This is a genomic window from Variovorax boronicumulans (assembly GCF_019352895.1).
GTDB classification, from domain to species: domain Bacteria; phylum Pseudomonadota; class Gammaproteobacteria; order Burkholderiales; family Burkholderiaceae_C; genus Variovorax; species Variovorax boronicumulans_A.
Window position 1 is genome coordinate 1,805,816 of the sequence record NZ_JAAAFX010000004.1, and the last position, 15,894, is coordinate 1,821,709.

A 15,894-nucleotide genomic window follows, 5' to 3' on the forward strand; every position below is an offset into this window, starting at 1 on the left:
CGGGAGAAGCGCTGCAACGCAAGTCAACGCTCCAATGAGTCCGCAAAACTGCTTCATTTGCCAACACCTCCTCGTGGCGCAACAAAGCCCAGCCCATCCAGAAATGCCCGCACCCTGGGCTGCCAGACCTCCGGGAATCGGACGAAGAGCGAATGCCCGTCTTCACCCAGCGCCGGGAACTGCTCGAACTCGCCGACACCGCCCGCGTCCTTGAAGGCCTGGAACCATTCGCGGGGGTACTTGGCCCCCAGGTACTGATCGTTCTCGGTATAGATCCAGAGCGTGGGCACCCGGGCCGTCTTGCCATAGGAACCGAAGAGGCGTTCCATGACTTGCGGTCCGCAGGGCCGCTGCGGCCGGGTCTTCGGATTGCCGCCGCCACCGCCAGCGACGTTGATCACCGCCACGACGCCCGTAATGCGCTGCGCCGCCGCTGCGATGGCGGTGGTGCCCCCAAACGATTGACCCGCAATGACGACACGCTCCCGGTCCACGTCAGGCCGGCTGCGGACGGCCTCCAGCACCGCGACGGTCTGCGCAAGGGATGCGGCATAGCCGGGTTCGTAGCGCTTGGTGTTGCAGTTGCCGGTGTCTTCCACGTCCTCGCCTCCCGTGTCTCCGTAGCCGATGCGGGTCGGCACGGCCACGATGAAGCCCTGTGCGACGAAGTAGCGCGACGCCTTGAGATATTTCGCGCGCCCCATCGCGGCGCGTTCGGTGGCCTCCGCCGAGCGGCCATGGTTCAACACCAGCACGGGTGCGGGTGTGGGGTTGCTGTCGTCCCGAAAAACAGTGACCTTGATGGACTGCGCGATCGTCTTGCCATAGCTGTCGCTGACCTGAACGGGCAGGTCCATCTGCTCCTCGATCCATTTGGCCCGGGCAGGCGCCGATGCGGCGAAATACAGCACGACGGCGCAGCCGATGGCAATGAGCTTTCTCATGGTTCTTTCCGGGGTGGTTGAAGCGCGGCGATGGCTGTACCCAGCTGCTTCAGGGCATCGAAGGTGGCGGTGGCGGCAATCCGCGACAGCATCGCGTCCTTCATCTGCTCCGTCTCGAGCAGCAACCAGGCGGTGGCATCCATCTCGGTGAGCGTGTCCTTGGCAGCCGCGACCAAGGACATGCCGCGGGCAGCCGCATAGCTCTTGAGCGTCGACCCATCGATGCCGGGCGGCAACGCACCGCCTGCGGCAATGACGGACTGCGCAACACGCCCGCGGTGCTTGAGCACGATGTCGTCCAACAGGTAGTGCGACACGCAGGGGCGCCGCAGGTCGTTGATCTTTTCTCGGAGCTGCACCCTCAGCCGTAGTTGCTCGGCAGCCAATTCGCGAGGCAGCAGGGCGGCTTGTTTCTGCTGAGGAGTCGTATGAGAAGGCCGAATGGCATGAAGCGCATTCAGCTCCGGCGCCAGCTCATTCAGCAGACGCCCACGAAGTTCGATCAGCGCATCGTGCGTTTCCGCTTTTTCGATGGCGGCCTTGAGGGATTCGCGCAGTTGCTCGGTCTGCCGGAGCATTCGATGTTCCGCCGCGTGCAGTTCGCTCACCCGATGCGCCATTTCTCGCACAGAGCAGTTCTTCACCGCCGCCGACGCCACGAGGAAGCCGTCATCGGGAGGACTGATATTGGCGTCGAGCAGCATGTGAGCCTCGGCGAGCTTGGCCTCCCGGACCTTTTCACCCGAGATGCAGGAGGCCCCAAACGGTCGCCGCACGGCATCGATCTTCTCGCGAAGCAGTTTGACGAGCGCTTCCTTGTTGTGGTGCAGAAGCGAATCGATTTCCCGCTTTTTCTGGCCGGCGCCGGCATCGGCGAAGTCGTGACCATTGAAGCGCCAACGCCAGCAGTTGCGAAGCGTCATCCCCTTCGGAAGCTGGCCGCGGTAAGGGCTGACGTAGTACCAATCGCCCTCGCGGGGTGGCGCGTAGTCGGCGTCGTCGGTGAAGTAGACGACCCGGTGGGACTTGACCTGACTCACGACCCACCAGTCGGACTGGCCAACGGTTGCGTTCGACAGGGCCTGAGGCTCGGAATCAGTTGTCATAGAAGGGATGGATGTCGTAGGCAAGAAGACCTGCGGTATTGCTTGCAGCGACCAAACTGCCGCCGTGCACCGCGGGTGGTTGATGGAAGGTCCCGGGGAGTCGCCCTTCCCAGACCTTGACCTCGCGTCGGGGGCAAAACACGGCCAGATGGCCTTGCGTGGAGAGGACGACGATGTACGGGCCGCAGGCGACGGCCTGCCAGCAGCCGGGACTGCGCAATCGGCCCAGCCACCGCAGCACGCCGGTATGCAGATCGAAGGCACTGACATGCCATTTGCCGTCCAGCACGATGACGGCATCGCCGACGACCAAGGGAAACTGGTGCCACAGGCCCTTGCCATATCGGGCGCGCCAGTGCAGCGCACCGCCGGCGACACTGCGGCATTCCAGGTAGCCGCGCTCGGTGGCAATAAGCAGGTACGCCCCGGCCTGGGTAGCACGTCCCCGCACGATCCCGTGTGTGCGCACTTGCCACACCAGCGCTCCGTTTGTGGCGTCGACGGCCACGAGCGTCTGATCGTTGCACGGCGCAACGATCAACCTCTCTTCTGCGCAGAGCAGCGTGCTGCCGGGAGGCCACCAGGCATGGGCATGCCGCCACAAGAGTCGCCCCGTGTCCAGATCCAGGCATTGGAGATGGCCTTTGGGTTGGCCTCGATTCCACTGCTCGGTGTTGATCGTCACCGCCCGACGCACGGCATCGATCGACGGCGTGGCATGGATGCTCGAATCGATCTTGCGGCGCCAGATCACCTCACCCGTTGCGACATCGAGCCGCGTGACGGTCCCGTCGTAGCAGCCGAAGACCACGGTGCGGTCCACAACCTGCGGCAGTTGCACGATGCCCTTGGTCGGACGCTCCAGGCTCGGCGTCATCCACTCGATTTCCCCCGTCTTCAAGTCATGACGCCAGAGCTGGCTGCGATCGTCTGCGACGAGCACGCCGTCATCAACGATGACGGGCGCCGACTTGGTCGGGTATTGCGCTGACTGATGCAGGTCGAAACGCCACCACCGCGGTCGATCGGCGATGAACGCAGGGGCTTCGCCGCGCATCAGCGGCGGCACAGCGTCGTAGCAATCTCTCGACAGACCGATGTCGTGCCGGGTGAACAGAGAGACCACAGGCGCGCGCGAGATGGCGAGTTGCCTCGACCCCAAAGGCTCCCACATGTCGAAGAAAAGTGCGATCGCATGGACGTCCAACGTCACCTTTTCGGCCGAAAGCGCCTTCTGCACCAAGGGCCATGCAGAGCCCGATTTCATGAAGTCGTCGACAAAGACGGCACGCTTGCCTTCGGCCACACGGCGATTGCCTTCGACCCACCGCTTTTGATTGCGGTCCTTGCGCTGATCGCGCACCATCAGAATCTGCAGGTTTATGCCGTCATCCAGCGCTGCCGCCGCAATGCCATACAGCAGAGGGGTGGCACCGAAGCCAGGGCCCACCAGCACCTGCGGCTGAAACGCGCGGATCAGTGCCCACATCAATGCGCCCGCCTGCCGGGCGTTGGCTCCATCCGTGAGCAATTCCCGAAAATCGAAACTCAGTCCGTCCTTGCCGAATCGCATTCCGGTGAGATAGATCTGGCGTCTGAGCCTTTCCCACTCAGCCTGGCACCGGAGCTGCCGTGGTAAGCCGGGCGGCCTTTGCCCCGCCAGTTGCGTCGTCGATGCAAGGTCGTGCAATTCATCGCTCCCTGAGGCTTTCAACGGTCGCCTTCTGTATCGGGCTCAGCAAGAACTCGATGACCCGCCGTTGTCCGGTCTTGATTTCTGCCGTCAGGTTCATGCCGGGGCTCAGCCTGATCTGTTTGCCATCCACATCGATGACGATCTTGTCCAAGCGCAGGACGACCGGGAAGATCGCCCCGCGCTTCTCGTCGTTGACCGCATCGGCCGTCACGGTCTGCACCCTCGCCTTCACCGTTCCGTAGCGCGTGAAGGTGAAGGTCTCCAGCTTGATCTCCGCCGCGTCGCTCACATGAACGAAGCCGATGTCCTTGTTGTCCAGCGTGACCTCGGCCGTCACGCGCGCGTCGTCCGGCACGATCACCATCAGGGGCTGGGCTTCGGTGACTACACCGCCCTCCGTGTGTATGGCGAGTTGCTGCACAGTGCCCTTCACCGGCGCGCTCAGCGTGGTGAGCTTTTCCCGGTAAAGGGCTTTAGCATGTTCCTGAGTGCCTTGCTGGCGCTTCAGATCGGCCGCGGCTTCCCGCTCCCGCAGGCTGTGCCTCGTCTCCGCCAGGTAGGCTGAACGCGTGTTCTCGCTCTCCCGCAGCGTCGCGTTGGCCTCGACCAGGCGGGCCTGCTGCGTGGCGAGGTCGCGCTCCAGTTCCACGCGCTCGCGCATCCGGTCCTGGCTCGCGTGGCTCGACATGAAGCCCTGGTCGGCCAGTTGCTTGAAGTCGGCTTCTCGCTGGCGGGCAATCGGCAGCGTCGTCTCCAGCTTGGCGACCATCTCGCGCACCGTGGCGATCTCCGCCTGCCGGCGTACGAGCTCGGCCGCGGACTTCGCCAGCTTGGCGGTGATGTCGCTCCACTCGGCGCTCAACTGGGTCTTCGCAGAGACGGCGTCTTCTTCCGTCCAGGTTTCAGGAACGAGTTTCGGGGGCAGGTCGGGTGTCTTGCCTCCGGCGCCGATGACGGTCGCGGTCAGCGCCTGCTGGAGCAGCCGCGCACGCAGCGCCTCGGACTGCGCCGACTTCAGCTGTTCGTCGACGTTGGTCTTGTCCGCCGTGGCGCCTGTGGGATCGAGTTCGACCAGGGCTTGCCCGGCTTCGACACGGTCGCCGTCCTTCACCAGCACGCGCTTCACCACGCTCACCTGCAGCGGCTGGATCACCTTGGTGCGCTCGCTGACCACGATGCGCCCGGGCGCAACCGCCACGATGTCGACCTGGCCGAAGATGGACCACACGAGCGCGATGAAGAACAGGGCGATGAGCGCGAAGGCAAGGCGTCTCGGTGCGGGGTGGACAGGCGTGTCCTGCAGGCTCAGCGCTGCGGGCAGAAAGGCCGTCTCATCCGCGTGGCGGCTCGGACCGGCGAGTTCGTGGCGATGACGCCAGGCGTCGCGGAAGATGGCGCCGTATCGCCCCAGCAGTTCCACAATCGGATGCCGGACATGGGGCGCGTTGGCGGCAACGTCGGTCATACGGCCGCTCCTTCGCTCGCGACCGACCCCATCGCGCCGCTGTTGCCCGCCGTGTCGCTCGGCCGCCCTCCGGCCTGCATTGCCCACAGGTGCGCATAGATGCCTTGGGGCCTCTGAAGCAGCGCCTCGTGCGTGCCGCCCTCGACGATGCGCCCCTTGTCCAACACGACGATGCGGTTCGCATGGCGCACTGCGCTCAGGCGGTGGGCAATGATGAACACCGTGCGGCCCCTGCAGATGTGGGCCATGTTGCGCTGGACGATGGCCTCGGACTCGTAGTCCAAGGCACTGGTCGCCTCGTCGAAGATCAGGATGCGCGGCTGGGTGAACAAGGCCCGGGCGATGGCCACCCGCTGGCGCTGGCCTCCCGAAAGGCTGGCGCCCTGCTCGCCGACCATCGTGTCGTAGCCCTCGGGCAGTTCGCTGATGAATTCATGCGCGCCTGCGAGCTGGGCGGCGCGAATTACCGCCTCGATGGGGGCGGCCGGGTCGGCGATGGCAATGTTCTCGCGCACGCTGCGGTTGAACAGCAGGTTCTCCTGCAGCACCACGCCGACCTGGCGCCGAAGCTGGGCCGCGTCGATCAGGCTGATGTCGATGCCGTCGACCAGCAATCTGCCCTGCTCCGGGCTGTACAAGCGCTGGATCAGTTTGGTCAGCGTGCTCTTGCCAGAGCCTGAGCGCCCAACGATGCCGATGACTTCGCCGGGGCTTACGTCCAGGCTCACGCCGTGCAGCACGGGCGTGGCCTCGGGACGGTAGCGAAAGCTCAGGTTGTCAAGGGTGACGCGGCCCGTCAGAGCGGGCAGCTGCGCCGCAGTGGTCGGTGGCACCTCGGTGCGGGTGTTGAGGATGTCGCCCAATCGCGCCATCGAGATACCGGTCTGCTGGAAATCAGTCCACAGCTGCGCCATGCGCATGATGGGCTGGGCCACACGCTGGGCGAACATGTTGAAAGCAACGAACTGGCCGACGGTGAGCTCGTTGTTCATCACCAGGTGGGCGCCATACCAGAGGGCGGCGGCATTGACGAGCTTGCCGATGAGGTTGACACCCTCATGCGCCCAGCTCGCGATGTTCTGGGTCTTGAAGCTGGCCGAGACGTAGGCCGCGAGCTGGTGGTCCCACCGGCGCGCGAAGGCAGGCTCGAGTGCCGTGGCCTTGACAGTCTGGATGCCAGTGACGGTCTCGACCAGCATCGACTGGTTCTCCGCGCCGCGGGTGAATTTCTGGTCGAGCCGTCGGCGCAGCACGGGGACGACCGCCAGGCTCAGGCCGAAGTACAGCGGCAGACTGACCAGCACGATCAGCGTCAGCGGCACGCTGTAGAGCAACATGACGGCCACGAAGACGATGGAGAAGAGCACGTCCAGCAGCACGGTCAGCGCGTTGCCGGTCAGGAAGCTGCGGATATTCTCGAGTTCGCGCACGCGTGCGACCGAGTCCCCCACGCGGCGGGCCTGGAAGTAGGCCAGCGGCAGTTGAACCAGGTGACGGAACAGGCGCGCGCCGAGTTCCACGTCGATGCGGCTGGTGGTGTGGCTGAAGACATAGGTGCGCAGGCCGTTGAGCACGCTCTCGAAAACGACCACCACGACCAGACCGATGACCAGCACGTCCAGCGTGGTGACGCCGCGGTGCACCAGCACCTTGTCCATCACAACCTGGAAGAACAGCGGGCTGACCAGTGCGAAGAGCTGCAGCGTGAAGCTGATGAGCAGCACCTCGCCCAGCAGGCGGCGGTACTTGACCAGGCTGGGGATGAACCAGGAGAAGTCGAACTTGGCGAGTTCACCGGCCCAACTGGCACGGCTGGTGATGAGGATGAGTTCACCGGTCCAGCGCGCGGCGAAGGCCGCCAGCGGCTCGATCACCGGGCGGCCATTGTCGGAGGCCGGGTCTTGAAGCAGGACGCGTTGGGCGTCGCACTGGGCCAGCACGACCACATGTAGGGTGCCGTCGGGATTGCGAAGCAACGCAAGCGCGGGCAGCGGTGTCAGCGCCAGGCGTTCGACCGAGGTGCGGGAATGCTTGGCCTTGAGGCCCAATTCCCTTGCGGCGCGCAAAAGGACGGGCGTGTCGACGGCGTCGGAGGGTGACAGGCCCAGTTGGTGGGACAGGGTGGCGGGATCGGCGGCGATCTGGTGGAAGCGGGCGATAGTGCACAGCGACATCCATGCCGCTGAACCAGGCGGCACACACGGATCTCGCGGATCACTCGCCCCGCCACCGGCGTCCAAAAACGCCGTTGCCTCCAGCAAGCCAGTCTTCTCGACCTTCATTCTTCCCCTCCCACCTTGAACTCTTCGTTTCAAGTGGGCGAAAGATAACCGCCCCCCGCGCGGTCGGGGGGTCAAAAACTCAAAAATATCCGATCGATGAACTGTTTACAACGCAATGTCTTTTGCCGGCAATGAACGTCAAGAATAGTCTTCAGGCGGCCAGAAAAGAAAAAGTATCCCTTTCGCGATCTTGACGGTCGCTCAGACTGCCAATGTTTCCCTGCAAGAGAACACAGCGAAGCGAAATGAAGTTCGCGAGACAGGGCGGGCTAAATCTCTATCTTCGACCCCAGCTCCACCACCGCGTTGTTCGGCAGGTTCAGGAAGTTCGCCGCCCCGCTCGCGCTGTGGTGCATCTGCGCGAACAGCTTCTCGCGCCAGGGCGCCATGCCGCTGCCCAGCGTGGGGATCACGACGTCGCGCGAGAGGAAGTAGCTGGTGGTCATGGGCTCGAGCTGGCAGCCGCGCAGGCGCGCGTTCTCGAGTGCGCGCGGCAGGTCGATGTCGTTCTTGAAGCCGTAGTGCACGATCACCTGCCAGCAGTGGTGGCCCAGCGGCTCCATCTCGATGCGCTTGTCCATCGGGATCCAGGGCACCTCGTGGTTGCGCACCGTGACGAACAGGTTCTGCTCGTGCAGCACCTTGTTGTGCTTGAGGTTGTGCAGCAGCGCGTTGGGCACGCTGCCGGGCTCGGCGTTGAGGAACACGGCCGTGCCCTCGACCCGCGCGGGCGGGCTCACGAAGACCGCGCCCAGGAAGCTGCGCAGGTCGATGGCGTCGGCGCGCTGGGTTTCGCCCATGAGCCGGCGGCCTTCCTTCCAGGTGATCATGAGCGTGAAGACGGCCAGGCCGATCATCACGGTGAACCAGCCGCCCTGCGGCAGCTTGAGCAGGTTGGAGGCGAAGAAGGCGAAGTCGATCAGGAAGAAGATCGCGGTGGCGCCGATGCACAGCAGCAGCGGCAGCTTCCAGGCGAAGCGGATCACGAAGAAGGTCAGCACCGTGGTGATCAGCATGTCGGTCGTGACCGCGATGCCGTAGGCCGCGGCCAGGTTGCTCGAATTGCGGAACATCACGACCGCCAGCACGATGCAGACGAACAGCGCCCAGTTGACGAAGGGAATGTAGATCTGGCCGGCCGAACGCGCACTGGTGTGCTCGATGCGCAGGCGCGGCAGGTAGCCCAGCTGGATCACCTGGCGCGTGACGCTGAAGGCGCCGGTCAGCATGGCCTGCGAGGCGATCACGGTGGCGGCCGTGGCCATCACCACCAGCGGCACCAGCGCCCATTCGGGCGCCATGCGGAAGAAGGGATTGGTGACCGCGCTCGGGTCGCCCAGCAGCAGCGCGCCCTGGCCGAAGTAGTTGAGCACCAGGCAGGGCATGACCACCGAGAACCAGGCGATGCGAATCGGCCGCTTGCCGAAGTGGCCCATGTCCGCATAGAGCGCCTCGGCGCCGGTCACGCACAGCACCACGGCGCCAAGCACGATGAAGCTGATGCCGGGGTTGTCCCAGACGAAGCGCACCATGTAGTGCGGGCTCACGGCCGCCAGGATCTCGGGGTGGGTGACGATCTGCGAGACGCCCAGCAGCGCCAGCACCAGGAACCAGGCCAGCGTGATCGGCCCGAAGAACTTGCCGATGCCCGTGGTGCCGCGCTTCTGCACCGCGAACAGGCAGAACAGCACGACCAGCGTGATCGGGATCACGTAGCCCTTGAAGTGCGGCGAGATCACCTCCAGGCCCTCGACCGCCGACAGCACCGAGATCGCCGGCGTGATCACGCCGTCGCCGTAGAACAGCGCGGTGCCGAAGATGCCGACGGCCAGCAGGCCGTTGCGCAGCTTGGGCCGGTCGACCACGGCGCGCGAAGCCAGCGCCAACATCGCCACCAAGCCCCCCTCGCCCTCGTTGTCGGCGCGCAGCACCAGCACCACGTACTTGATGGAGACGATGACCGTCATCGTCCAGAAGATCATCGAGAGCATGCCGTACACGTTCTCGATCGTGAACGGCACATGGCCGTGCCCGAAGATTTCCTTGATGGCGTAGAGGACGCTGGTGCCGATATCGCCGTAGACGATGCCGATGGCACCGAGCACGAGCGCGGCGGAAGACGTTTTGGGAGCGGACACGAGGTCGATGGAACAGGCGAAGCGGTGTGAGATCACACCCCTCCTGGGACGACGGCGCCCGTCTGGCTGACGACCGCCACTCAACGCCGACCTGGTAATTCCGTTGCTGTGGGACCGCTATTCTGCCGTTGCCGCCGGTCCCCGCAAAGACACGGCGGCGCGGTCTTTACTCGTAGACCTCGGCGTCGGGGTCGGTCGCTTCGAGCTCGTAGCTGGCCGCCACCATGGCCAGGCGGCCGATCACGCCGTACATGTAGAAGCGATTCGGCGCGCTGGCGCCGGGCTTGGCGCCGGGCTGCGGCAGGTGTGCACTGTCGGAAAAAGCCAACGGAACGAAGCTGGCACCCGGCGACTTGAGGCTTTCGTCGCTGCCGCGGTCGGCATGCACACGGTAGAAACCGCCCACCACGTAGCGGTCCATCATGTAGACGACCGGTTCGGCCACGCCCTCGTGGACGCGCTCGTTGGTCAGCACGCCCTCCTGGATGATCAGGTCCTCGAGCTCCTGGCCGGCCCGCCCCGGGCTGGTCCGGCTGTGGGCCTGCTGGCTGAGTTCCATCACTTCCTTGGCATCGCGCACCGTCATCACGCTGGTGCCGCCCGGGCCGCTGTCGGCCTTGACGATCACGAAGGGCTTCTCGTTGATGCCGTATTCCTTGTACTTGCGGCGCACCTTGGTGAGCATCGCATCGACATGGCTGGTGATCACGTCGACGCCCACGCCCTCGCCCAGGTTCACGCCCGCGGCGCGGCTGGACATCGGGTTGATCAGCCAGGGGTCGATGCCCAGCAGCTTGCCGAAGCGCTTGGACACCTCTTCATAGCTGCGGAAATGGTTGCTCTTGCGCCGCACCGACCAGCCGGCGTGCACCGGCGGCAGCAGGTACTGCTCGTGCAGGTCTTCCAGGATGCCCGGGGCGCCGGCCGACAGGTCGTTGTTCAGCAGGATGGTGCAGGGGTCGAAGTTCTTGATGCCCAGGCGGCGCTTGGTGCGCACCACGGGCTCGAGCGTGACCGTGTCGCCATTGGGCAGCTCGATGGTCTTGGGCGACTTGATCGCCGGGTCGATCGAACCCACGCGCACGTTGAGCCCGGCCATGTGGAAGATGCGCACCAATTGGGCGATGTTGGCCAGGTAGAAGGTGTTGCGCGAGTGGTTTTCCGGGATCACCAGCAGGTTGCGCGCTTCCGGACAGATCTTCTCGATCGCCGCCTGAGCCGCCTGCACCGCCAGCGGCAGCATCTGCTGCGTCAGGTTGTTCCAGCCGCCGGGGAACAGGTTGGTGTCCACCGGGGCCAGCTTGAAGCCCGCATTGCGGATGTCGACCGCGCTGTAGAAGGGCGGCGTGTGCTCCATCCATTCCAGCCGGAACCAGCGCTCGATGGCAGGAGTGGAGTCGAGAACGCGTTGTTCGAGTTCGTTGATGGGGCCGGTCAGGGCGGTGACGAGGTGGGGGACCATGCGGCGGCCTTGTGTGCGTTCAGCGTAAAGGTGGAGTGGAATTGTAGGATTTGGGGCCACCCGGCCAGATGACAAGCCAAAAAAAGCGCTGCCAGAAACGAAAAGCCCCCTGGGCAAGGGGGCGATGCGATGCGGGCCGGCCGAGGGTGCGGCTCAGCTCCTGACCTCGCCCTGACCCAGCACCACGTATTTCAAGGACGTGAGCCCTTCGATGCCCACGGGGCCGCGCGCATGGAACTTGTCGGTGCTGATGCCGATTTCGGCGCCGAGCCCGAACTCGAAGCCGTCGGCGAAGCGGGTGCTCGCATTCACCATCACGCTGGCCGAATCGACCTCGCGCAGGAAACGCTGGGCGTTGATGTGGTCGCGCGTGAGGATCGCGTCGGTGTGATGGCTCGAGTAGCGGTTGATGTGGGCGATGGCCTCGTCGACGCCCTCGACCACTTTGATGCTGATCACGGCCGCGAGATATTCCTCCGACCAGTCGGACTCGACCGCATCGACGATGGTCGCGTGGCCGCCGTGCAGCGCGTCGTCGGCCCGCAGGATGCGCGCCGCGACCGGGTCGCAGCGCATCTCCACGCCCTTGGCCGCGAACACCGCGCCGATCTCGGGCAGGAACACGTCGGCCACCGAGGCCGCCACCAGCAGGCCCTCGGCCGCATTGCAGGGGCTGTATTTCTGGGTCTTGGCGTTGTCCACCACCTTGACCGCCATGTCGAGCGAGGCGCTGTCGTCGACATACACATGGCAGTTGCCGTCGAGGTGCTTGATGACCGGCACCTTGGCGTCGCGGCTGATGCGCTCGATCAGGCCCTTGCCGCCGCGCGGGATGATCACGTCGACGAACTCGGGCATGGCGATCAGCTGGCCCACGGCCTCGCGGTCGGTGGTCTGCACCAGCTGCACCGCCTCGACCGGCAGCCCGGCCTCGGCCAGCGCGGCCGACACCAGCGCGGCCAGCGCCTTGTTCGACTCGATGGCCTCCGAACCGCCGCGCAGGATGGCCGCGTTGCCGCTCTTGATCGCCAGGCTCGCGGCCTCGATGGTCACGTTGGGGCGGCTCTCGTAGATCATGCCGAAGACGCCGATCGGCACCCGCATCTGGCCCACGCGGATGCCGCTGGGCTGCTGCTTCATGCCGATGATCTCGCCGATCACGTCGGGCATGGCGGCCAGCTGCTCGCAGCCCAGGGCCACGGTCTCGATCACCTTGGGCGTGAGCTTGAGCCGGTCGACCATCGGGGCCGACAGGCCGGCGGCGGTGGCGCGCTCGACATCGCGGGCATTGGCCGGCGCCAGGTCTTCGGCGCCTTCGCGCAGCAGGCGGGCCAGCGCCTTGAGCGCCTTGTTCTTGATCGCCGCATCGGCGCGCGCCATCAGGGCGGAGGCGGTTTTGGCTTGCAGGCCCAGGGCCTGCATGTGTTCTCTGACATTGAACGCGTTCATGGGGGCATTTTCTCATGCCCCACCCGGCCGGGCAGCCGAAGGGTTGCCTGCAGGCCGCCGGCGCCCTCGGGGCCGGTCGGCCCGTTGACCAGCGTGAGCGTGGCGCCCAGCGTGCGCGCCAGGTCCAGGCAGATGGCCAGCCCCAGCCCGGCGCCGCGCGAGGAGCGGTCGGCCACGAAGGGGGTGAAGACCTGTTCGCGCATCGCCTCGGACAGGCCCGGGCCCGAGTCCCAGACCGTCAGCGCCACGCCATCGGTGCCGTCCTCCGGCACGATGCGGATGCCCAGCGCGCCACCCTCGGGCGTGAACTCGATCGCGTTCTTCAGCAGGTTGCCCAGGATCTCGCGCACCATCCAGCGGTAGCCGCTCAGTTCGCAGGCCGCGCCGTCGAGCTGGAAGGCGTGGTGGCGCTGCGCGAGCAGGGGCGACAGCTCCACCGCCACGTCCTCGGCCAGCGCGCGCAGATCGAAGCGCTCGGCCGGCTCCTGCGCCGCGGTCTGCTGCGCACGCGCCGAGGACAGCAATTGCTCGACCAGCCGGTTGGCGCGCCGCGTGGTGGCCGCGATGCTGGCCAGCGCCTCCTCGGGCGGCAGGTCGCCGCGCAGGCCCGCGTCGGCCTGCAGCTGCAGCACGGTGAGCGGCGTGCGCAGCTGGTGCGAGGCATCGGCCACGAAGCGCCGCTGCTGCTCCTGCGCCGCCGCCAGCCGCGACAGCAGGCCGTTGAAGCCGGCCACCACCGGCTGCAACTCCTGCGGCGGATGCTCGATCGCGACCGGCGTGAGGTCGCGCGCAGGCCGCAGGTCCAGCTGCCGCGCCAGCGCGCGCGCCGGCTTGAGCGCGAGCGTCGCCACGGCCCAGATCAGCAGCAGCAGGATCGCCAGCAGCGCGCCCTGCCGCAGCAGCGTGCCGCGCAGGATCTGGGCCGCGAGCCGCGTGCGGTAGGCGGAGGATTCGCCCACCTGCACCACCACCAGCCGCATGCCCTCGAAGGACTCGACCGGCTGCAGCAGGGCCGCCATGCGCATCGGCCCGACGTCGCGCGCCGTGGTGTCGTAGAGCGCGATCATCGACTGGTAGAGCGGGTGCTGCGGCGGCCGCTCGTGGTAGGGCGCGAGTTCCTCGTCGCCCGCCAGGTACTCGCCGTCGAGGAAGCTCACGCGGTAGACCATGCGGCTGCGGCCCGGGCCGTCGTCGCCCGCGCCGGTGCCGGTCCCGTCGTAGATCTCGAGCGCCGCATGGGGCAGCGTGATCTGCAGCTCGCCGCGCTCCAGCCGGATCAGGTCGGCCAGCGCGTGCGCCGAGGTCACGAGCAGGCGATCGAAGGCCAGCTGCGCGGTCTGCAGCGCCGAGGTGTAGGTGAAGTAGGCGTTGACGGCCAGGAAGGCCACCAGCGGGCCGATCAGCCAGAGCAGCAGGCGCGAGCGCAGCGAGCGGGTGCGCGACGCCGCCGGCGCCGCCGCCTCAGGCATGGCCGCGCGCCTCCTGCACCAGGTAGCCGACGCCGCGCAGGGTGGTGATCTGCACGCCGGTGGCCGCCAGCTTCTTGCGCAGGCGGTGCACCACCACCTCGATCGCATCGGGCTGCGTGGGCAGCGCCTGGCCGAAGGCCAGCACGGTCAGCCGCTCCTTGGTCATGGCCTGGCCGGGCCGCTCCATCAGCGCGGCCAGCAGCGCGCTCTCGCGCGGCGTGAGCTCGAGCGGGTCTTCGCGGAAATAGAAGGCGCCGGTGCTGCGCTCGTAGCGCAGCTCGCCGCAGCGCGGCGCCTCCATGCCGCCCGAGCGGCGCACCAGCGCGCGCAGCCGCGCATCCAGTTCGTCGAGGTCGAAGGGCTTGGCCAGGTAGTCGTCGGCGCCCGCGTTGAGGCCCGCGATGCGGTCGCCCACCGCGCCGCGCGCCGTGAGGATCAGCACCGGCACGGTCGCGCCGCGGCCGCGCAGGCGCTGCAGCACCTGCAGGCCGTCGATGCCCGGGATGCCGAGGTCGAGCATCACGACGTCGAAGTGGCCGGCCTGCAGGCGCTCCAGCGCCGCACCGCCGTCGCTGCAATGGTCGACCTCGAAGCCGCGCCGGCTCAGCACGCGCACCAGGGCACCGCTGAGGTCGAAGTCGTCTTCCACGAGCAGCAGCTTCATCGGGACCTGGAAATGAGAAGGGAATCGGGAGGGTTCAAGGCGCACGAGTGTAGGTTCGCGCGCGCGACGTCCCGCGCGGCCCCCGGGCAAGTCCCGAGGCATTCTGCAAGCGGTTTGAAAGCCGGCTGAAGGGGAAGCGAAAGGCGGCCGGCTTCTGCGTATCGCGCCTGCCTATAGTCCGCACCGATCCACCACCCCAGCACCCCTCAGAGGATTGGCATGAAAAAGACAACCGCTTTCCAAGTCGCCGCCGCCGCGGCCCTGCTCGCCGCCGCATTCGGCGCTTCCGCGCAGGAGGCCTGCGCCTTCCGTGGCGACCTCGACGCGGGCTATTGCGACGCCAACCGCGACCTGGTGGCCGACACGCCGACCGACCCGAAGAAGCTGCGCAACCCCGGCACGCTGGTGTTCGCCTTCACGCCGGTCGAAGACCCGGCCATCTACGAGAAGCTGTTCCGCCCCTTCATGGGCCACCTCTCGCAGTGCCTGGACAAGAAGGTCGTGTTCTTCTCGGTGCAGTCCAACGCGGCGCAGATCGAGGCCATGCGCTCGGGCCGCCTGCACATGGCGGCATTCTCGCCCGGACCGGTCAACTTCGCGGTCAACCTGGCCGGCGCCGTGCCCTTCGCGATCCGCGGCAACAGCGAAGGCTCGGTGGGCATGAACCTCAAGATGATCGTGCGCAAGGACAGCCCGTTCCAGAAGATCGCCGACCTCAAGGGCAAGAAGATCGCCCACACCTCGCCCTCGTCCAACTCGGGCAACCTGGCGCCGCGCGCGCTGTTCCCGGCCATCGGCCTGACGCCCGACACCGACTACAAGGTCGTGTATTCGGGCAAGCACGATCAATCCATCCTCGGCGTGAAGTCCGGCGACTACGACGCGGCCCCGGTGGCCAGCGACGTGCTGCAGCACATGACCGATCGCGGCGTGGTCAAGGCCGACGACTTCCGGGTGCTCTACACCAGCGACAAGTTCCCGACCGACGCCTACGCCTACGCGCACAACCTCGAGCCGGCGCTGCAGGACAAGATCAAGCAGTGCTTCTACGACTACAAGGTGCCGGCCGAGATGGCCAAGGGCCTGGGCGGCGACCGCTTCCTGCCGATCAGCTACCAGAAGGACTGGGAACTGGTGCGCAAGGTGGCGGCCTCGGCGGGCGAGACCTTCACCCGCGACGCCTACGACAAGGCCGCGGCCAAGAAGTAAGCCCCGCCCG

General features: G+C 66.5%; 11 protein-coding genes. 1 reads left to right on the forward strand and 10 read right to left on the reverse strand.

All coding sequences use genetic code 11. From position 1 onward, the window contains the following. Positions 1-53 precede the first annotated feature (53 nt). The 10 genes from K0H49_RS09910 to K0H49_RS09955 form a co-directional block, all read right to left on the reverse strand. Positions 54-944 carry an alpha/beta hydrolase family protein gene (locus tag K0H49_RS09910; protein WP_219211621.1) on the reverse strand — a complete coding sequence of 297 codons (891 nt, stop codon included), beginning with the start codon at positions 942-944 and terminating at the stop codon, positions 54-56. Beyond that, complete coding sequence (locus K0H49_RS09915) at positions 941-2,050, reverse strand: hypothetical protein (RefSeq protein WP_219211623.1); 1,110 nt, start codon at positions 2,048-2,050, stop codon at positions 941-943. Before K0H49_RS09915 ends, K0H49_RS09910 begins: the two co-directional genes overlap by 4 nt. Then, entirely contained in the window at positions 2,040-3,623 is a 1,584-nt protein-coding gene (locus K0H49_RS09920) for an outer membrane protein assembly factor BamB family protein (RefSeq protein ID WP_219211625.1), read from the reverse strand. The genes K0H49_RS09915 and K0H49_RS09920 overlap by 11 nt, the downstream gene beginning before the upstream one ends. A gap of 118 nt (positions 3,624-3,741) precedes the next feature. After that, positions 3,742-5,211, reverse strand: a complete 1,470-nt coding sequence (locus tag K0H49_RS09925; protein ID WP_219211627.1) for an HlyD family type I secretion periplasmic adaptor subunit — start codon at positions 5,209-5,211, stop codon at positions 3,742-3,744. Next, positions 5,208-7,385 (reverse strand): type I secretion system permease/ATPase, encoded by a 2,178-nt coding sequence (locus K0H49_RS09930; protein ID WP_219211630.1) that lies wholly within the window; start codon positions 7,383-7,385, stop codon positions 5,208-5,210. Before K0H49_RS09930 ends, K0H49_RS09925 begins: the two co-directional genes overlap by 4 nt. A gap of 377 nt (positions 7,386-7,762) precedes the next feature. Beyond that, positions 7,763-9,631 carry a potassium transporter Kup gene (locus K0H49_RS09935; protein WP_219211632.1) on the reverse strand — a complete coding sequence of 623 codons (1,869 nt, stop codon included), beginning with the start codon at positions 9,629-9,631 and terminating at the stop codon, positions 7,763-7,765. A 166-nt stretch (positions 9,632-9,797) separates the two neighbouring features. After that, a complete protein-coding gene (gene gshA, locus K0H49_RS09940; RefSeq protein WP_219211634.1) occupies positions 9,798-11,093 on the reverse strand; it encodes a glutamate--cysteine ligase in 1,296 nt (431 codons plus the stop codon). A gap of 153 nt (positions 11,094-11,246) precedes the next feature. Then, positions 11,247-12,542, reverse strand: a complete 1,296-nt coding sequence (locus K0H49_RS09945) for a glutamate-5-semialdehyde dehydrogenase (RefSeq protein ID WP_219211635.1) — start codon at positions 12,540-12,542, stop codon at positions 11,247-11,249. Then, positions 12,539-14,011 (reverse strand): sensor histidine kinase, encoded by a 1,473-nt coding sequence (locus tag K0H49_RS09950; protein ID WP_219211637.1) that lies wholly within the window; start codon positions 14,009-14,011, stop codon positions 12,539-12,541. The genes K0H49_RS09945 and K0H49_RS09950 overlap by 4 nt, the downstream gene beginning before the upstream one ends. After that, on the reverse strand, positions 14,004-14,675 hold the full coding sequence (locus tag K0H49_RS09955) for a response regulator (RefSeq protein ID WP_219211639.1): 672 nt from the start codon (positions 14,673-14,675) through the stop codon (positions 14,004-14,006). The genes K0H49_RS09950 and K0H49_RS09955 overlap by 8 nt, the downstream gene beginning before the upstream one ends. Positions 14,676-14,894: 219 nt before the next feature. Between K0H49_RS09955 and phnD the strand changes: the two genes are divergently transcribed. After that, on the forward strand, positions 14,895-15,884 hold the full coding sequence (gene phnD, locus K0H49_RS09960) for a phosphate/phosphite/phosphonate ABC transporter substrate-binding protein (RefSeq protein WP_219211640.1): 990 nt from the start codon (positions 14,895-14,897) through the stop codon (positions 15,882-15,884). Positions 15,885-15,894: the final 10 nt, after the last annotated feature.

What these genes read in the sequence shown, in the direction of transcription:
- K0H49_RS09945 (WP_219211635.1), bottom strand. Translation starts at nt 12,542, where the DNA reads ATGAACGCGTTCAATGTCAGAGAACACATGCAGGCCCTGGGCCTGCAA.
- K0H49_RS09950 (WP_219211637.1), bottom strand. Translation starts at nt 14,011, where the DNA reads ATGCCTGAGGCGGCGGCGCCGGCGGCGTCGCGCACCCGCTCGCTGCGC.
- K0H49_RS09930 (WP_219211630.1), bottom strand. Translation starts at nt 7,385, where the DNA reads ATGTCGCTGTGCACTATCGCCCGCTTCCACCAGATCGCCGCCGATCCC.
- gshA (WP_219211634.1), bottom strand. Translation starts at nt 11,093, where the DNA reads ATGGTCCCCCACCTCGTCACCGCCCTGACCGGCCCCATCAACGAACTC.
- K0H49_RS09920 (WP_219211625.1), bottom strand. Translation starts at nt 3,623, where the DNA reads ATGCGATTCGGCAAGGACGGACTGAGTTTCGATTTTCGGGAATTGCTC.
- K0H49_RS09915 (WP_219211623.1), bottom strand. Translation starts at nt 2,050, where the DNA reads ATGACAACTGATTCCGAGCCTCAGGCCCTGTCGAACGCAACCGTTGGC.
- K0H49_RS09910 (WP_219211621.1), bottom strand. Translation starts at nt 944, where the DNA reads ATGAGAAAGCTCATTGCCATCGGCTGCGCCGTCGTGCTGTATTTCGCC.
- K0H49_RS09955 (WP_219211639.1), bottom strand. Translation starts at nt 14,675, where the DNA reads ATGAAGCTGCTGCTCGTGGAAGACGACTTCGACCTCAGCGGTGCCCTG.
- K0H49_RS09925 (WP_219211627.1), bottom strand. Translation starts at nt 5,211, where the DNA reads ATGACCGACGTTGCCGCCAACGCGCCCCATGTCCGGCATCCGATTGTG.
- phnD (WP_219211640.1), top strand. Translation starts at nt 14,895, where the DNA reads ATGAAAAAGACAACCGCTTTCCAAGTCGCCGCCGCCGCGGCCCTGCTC.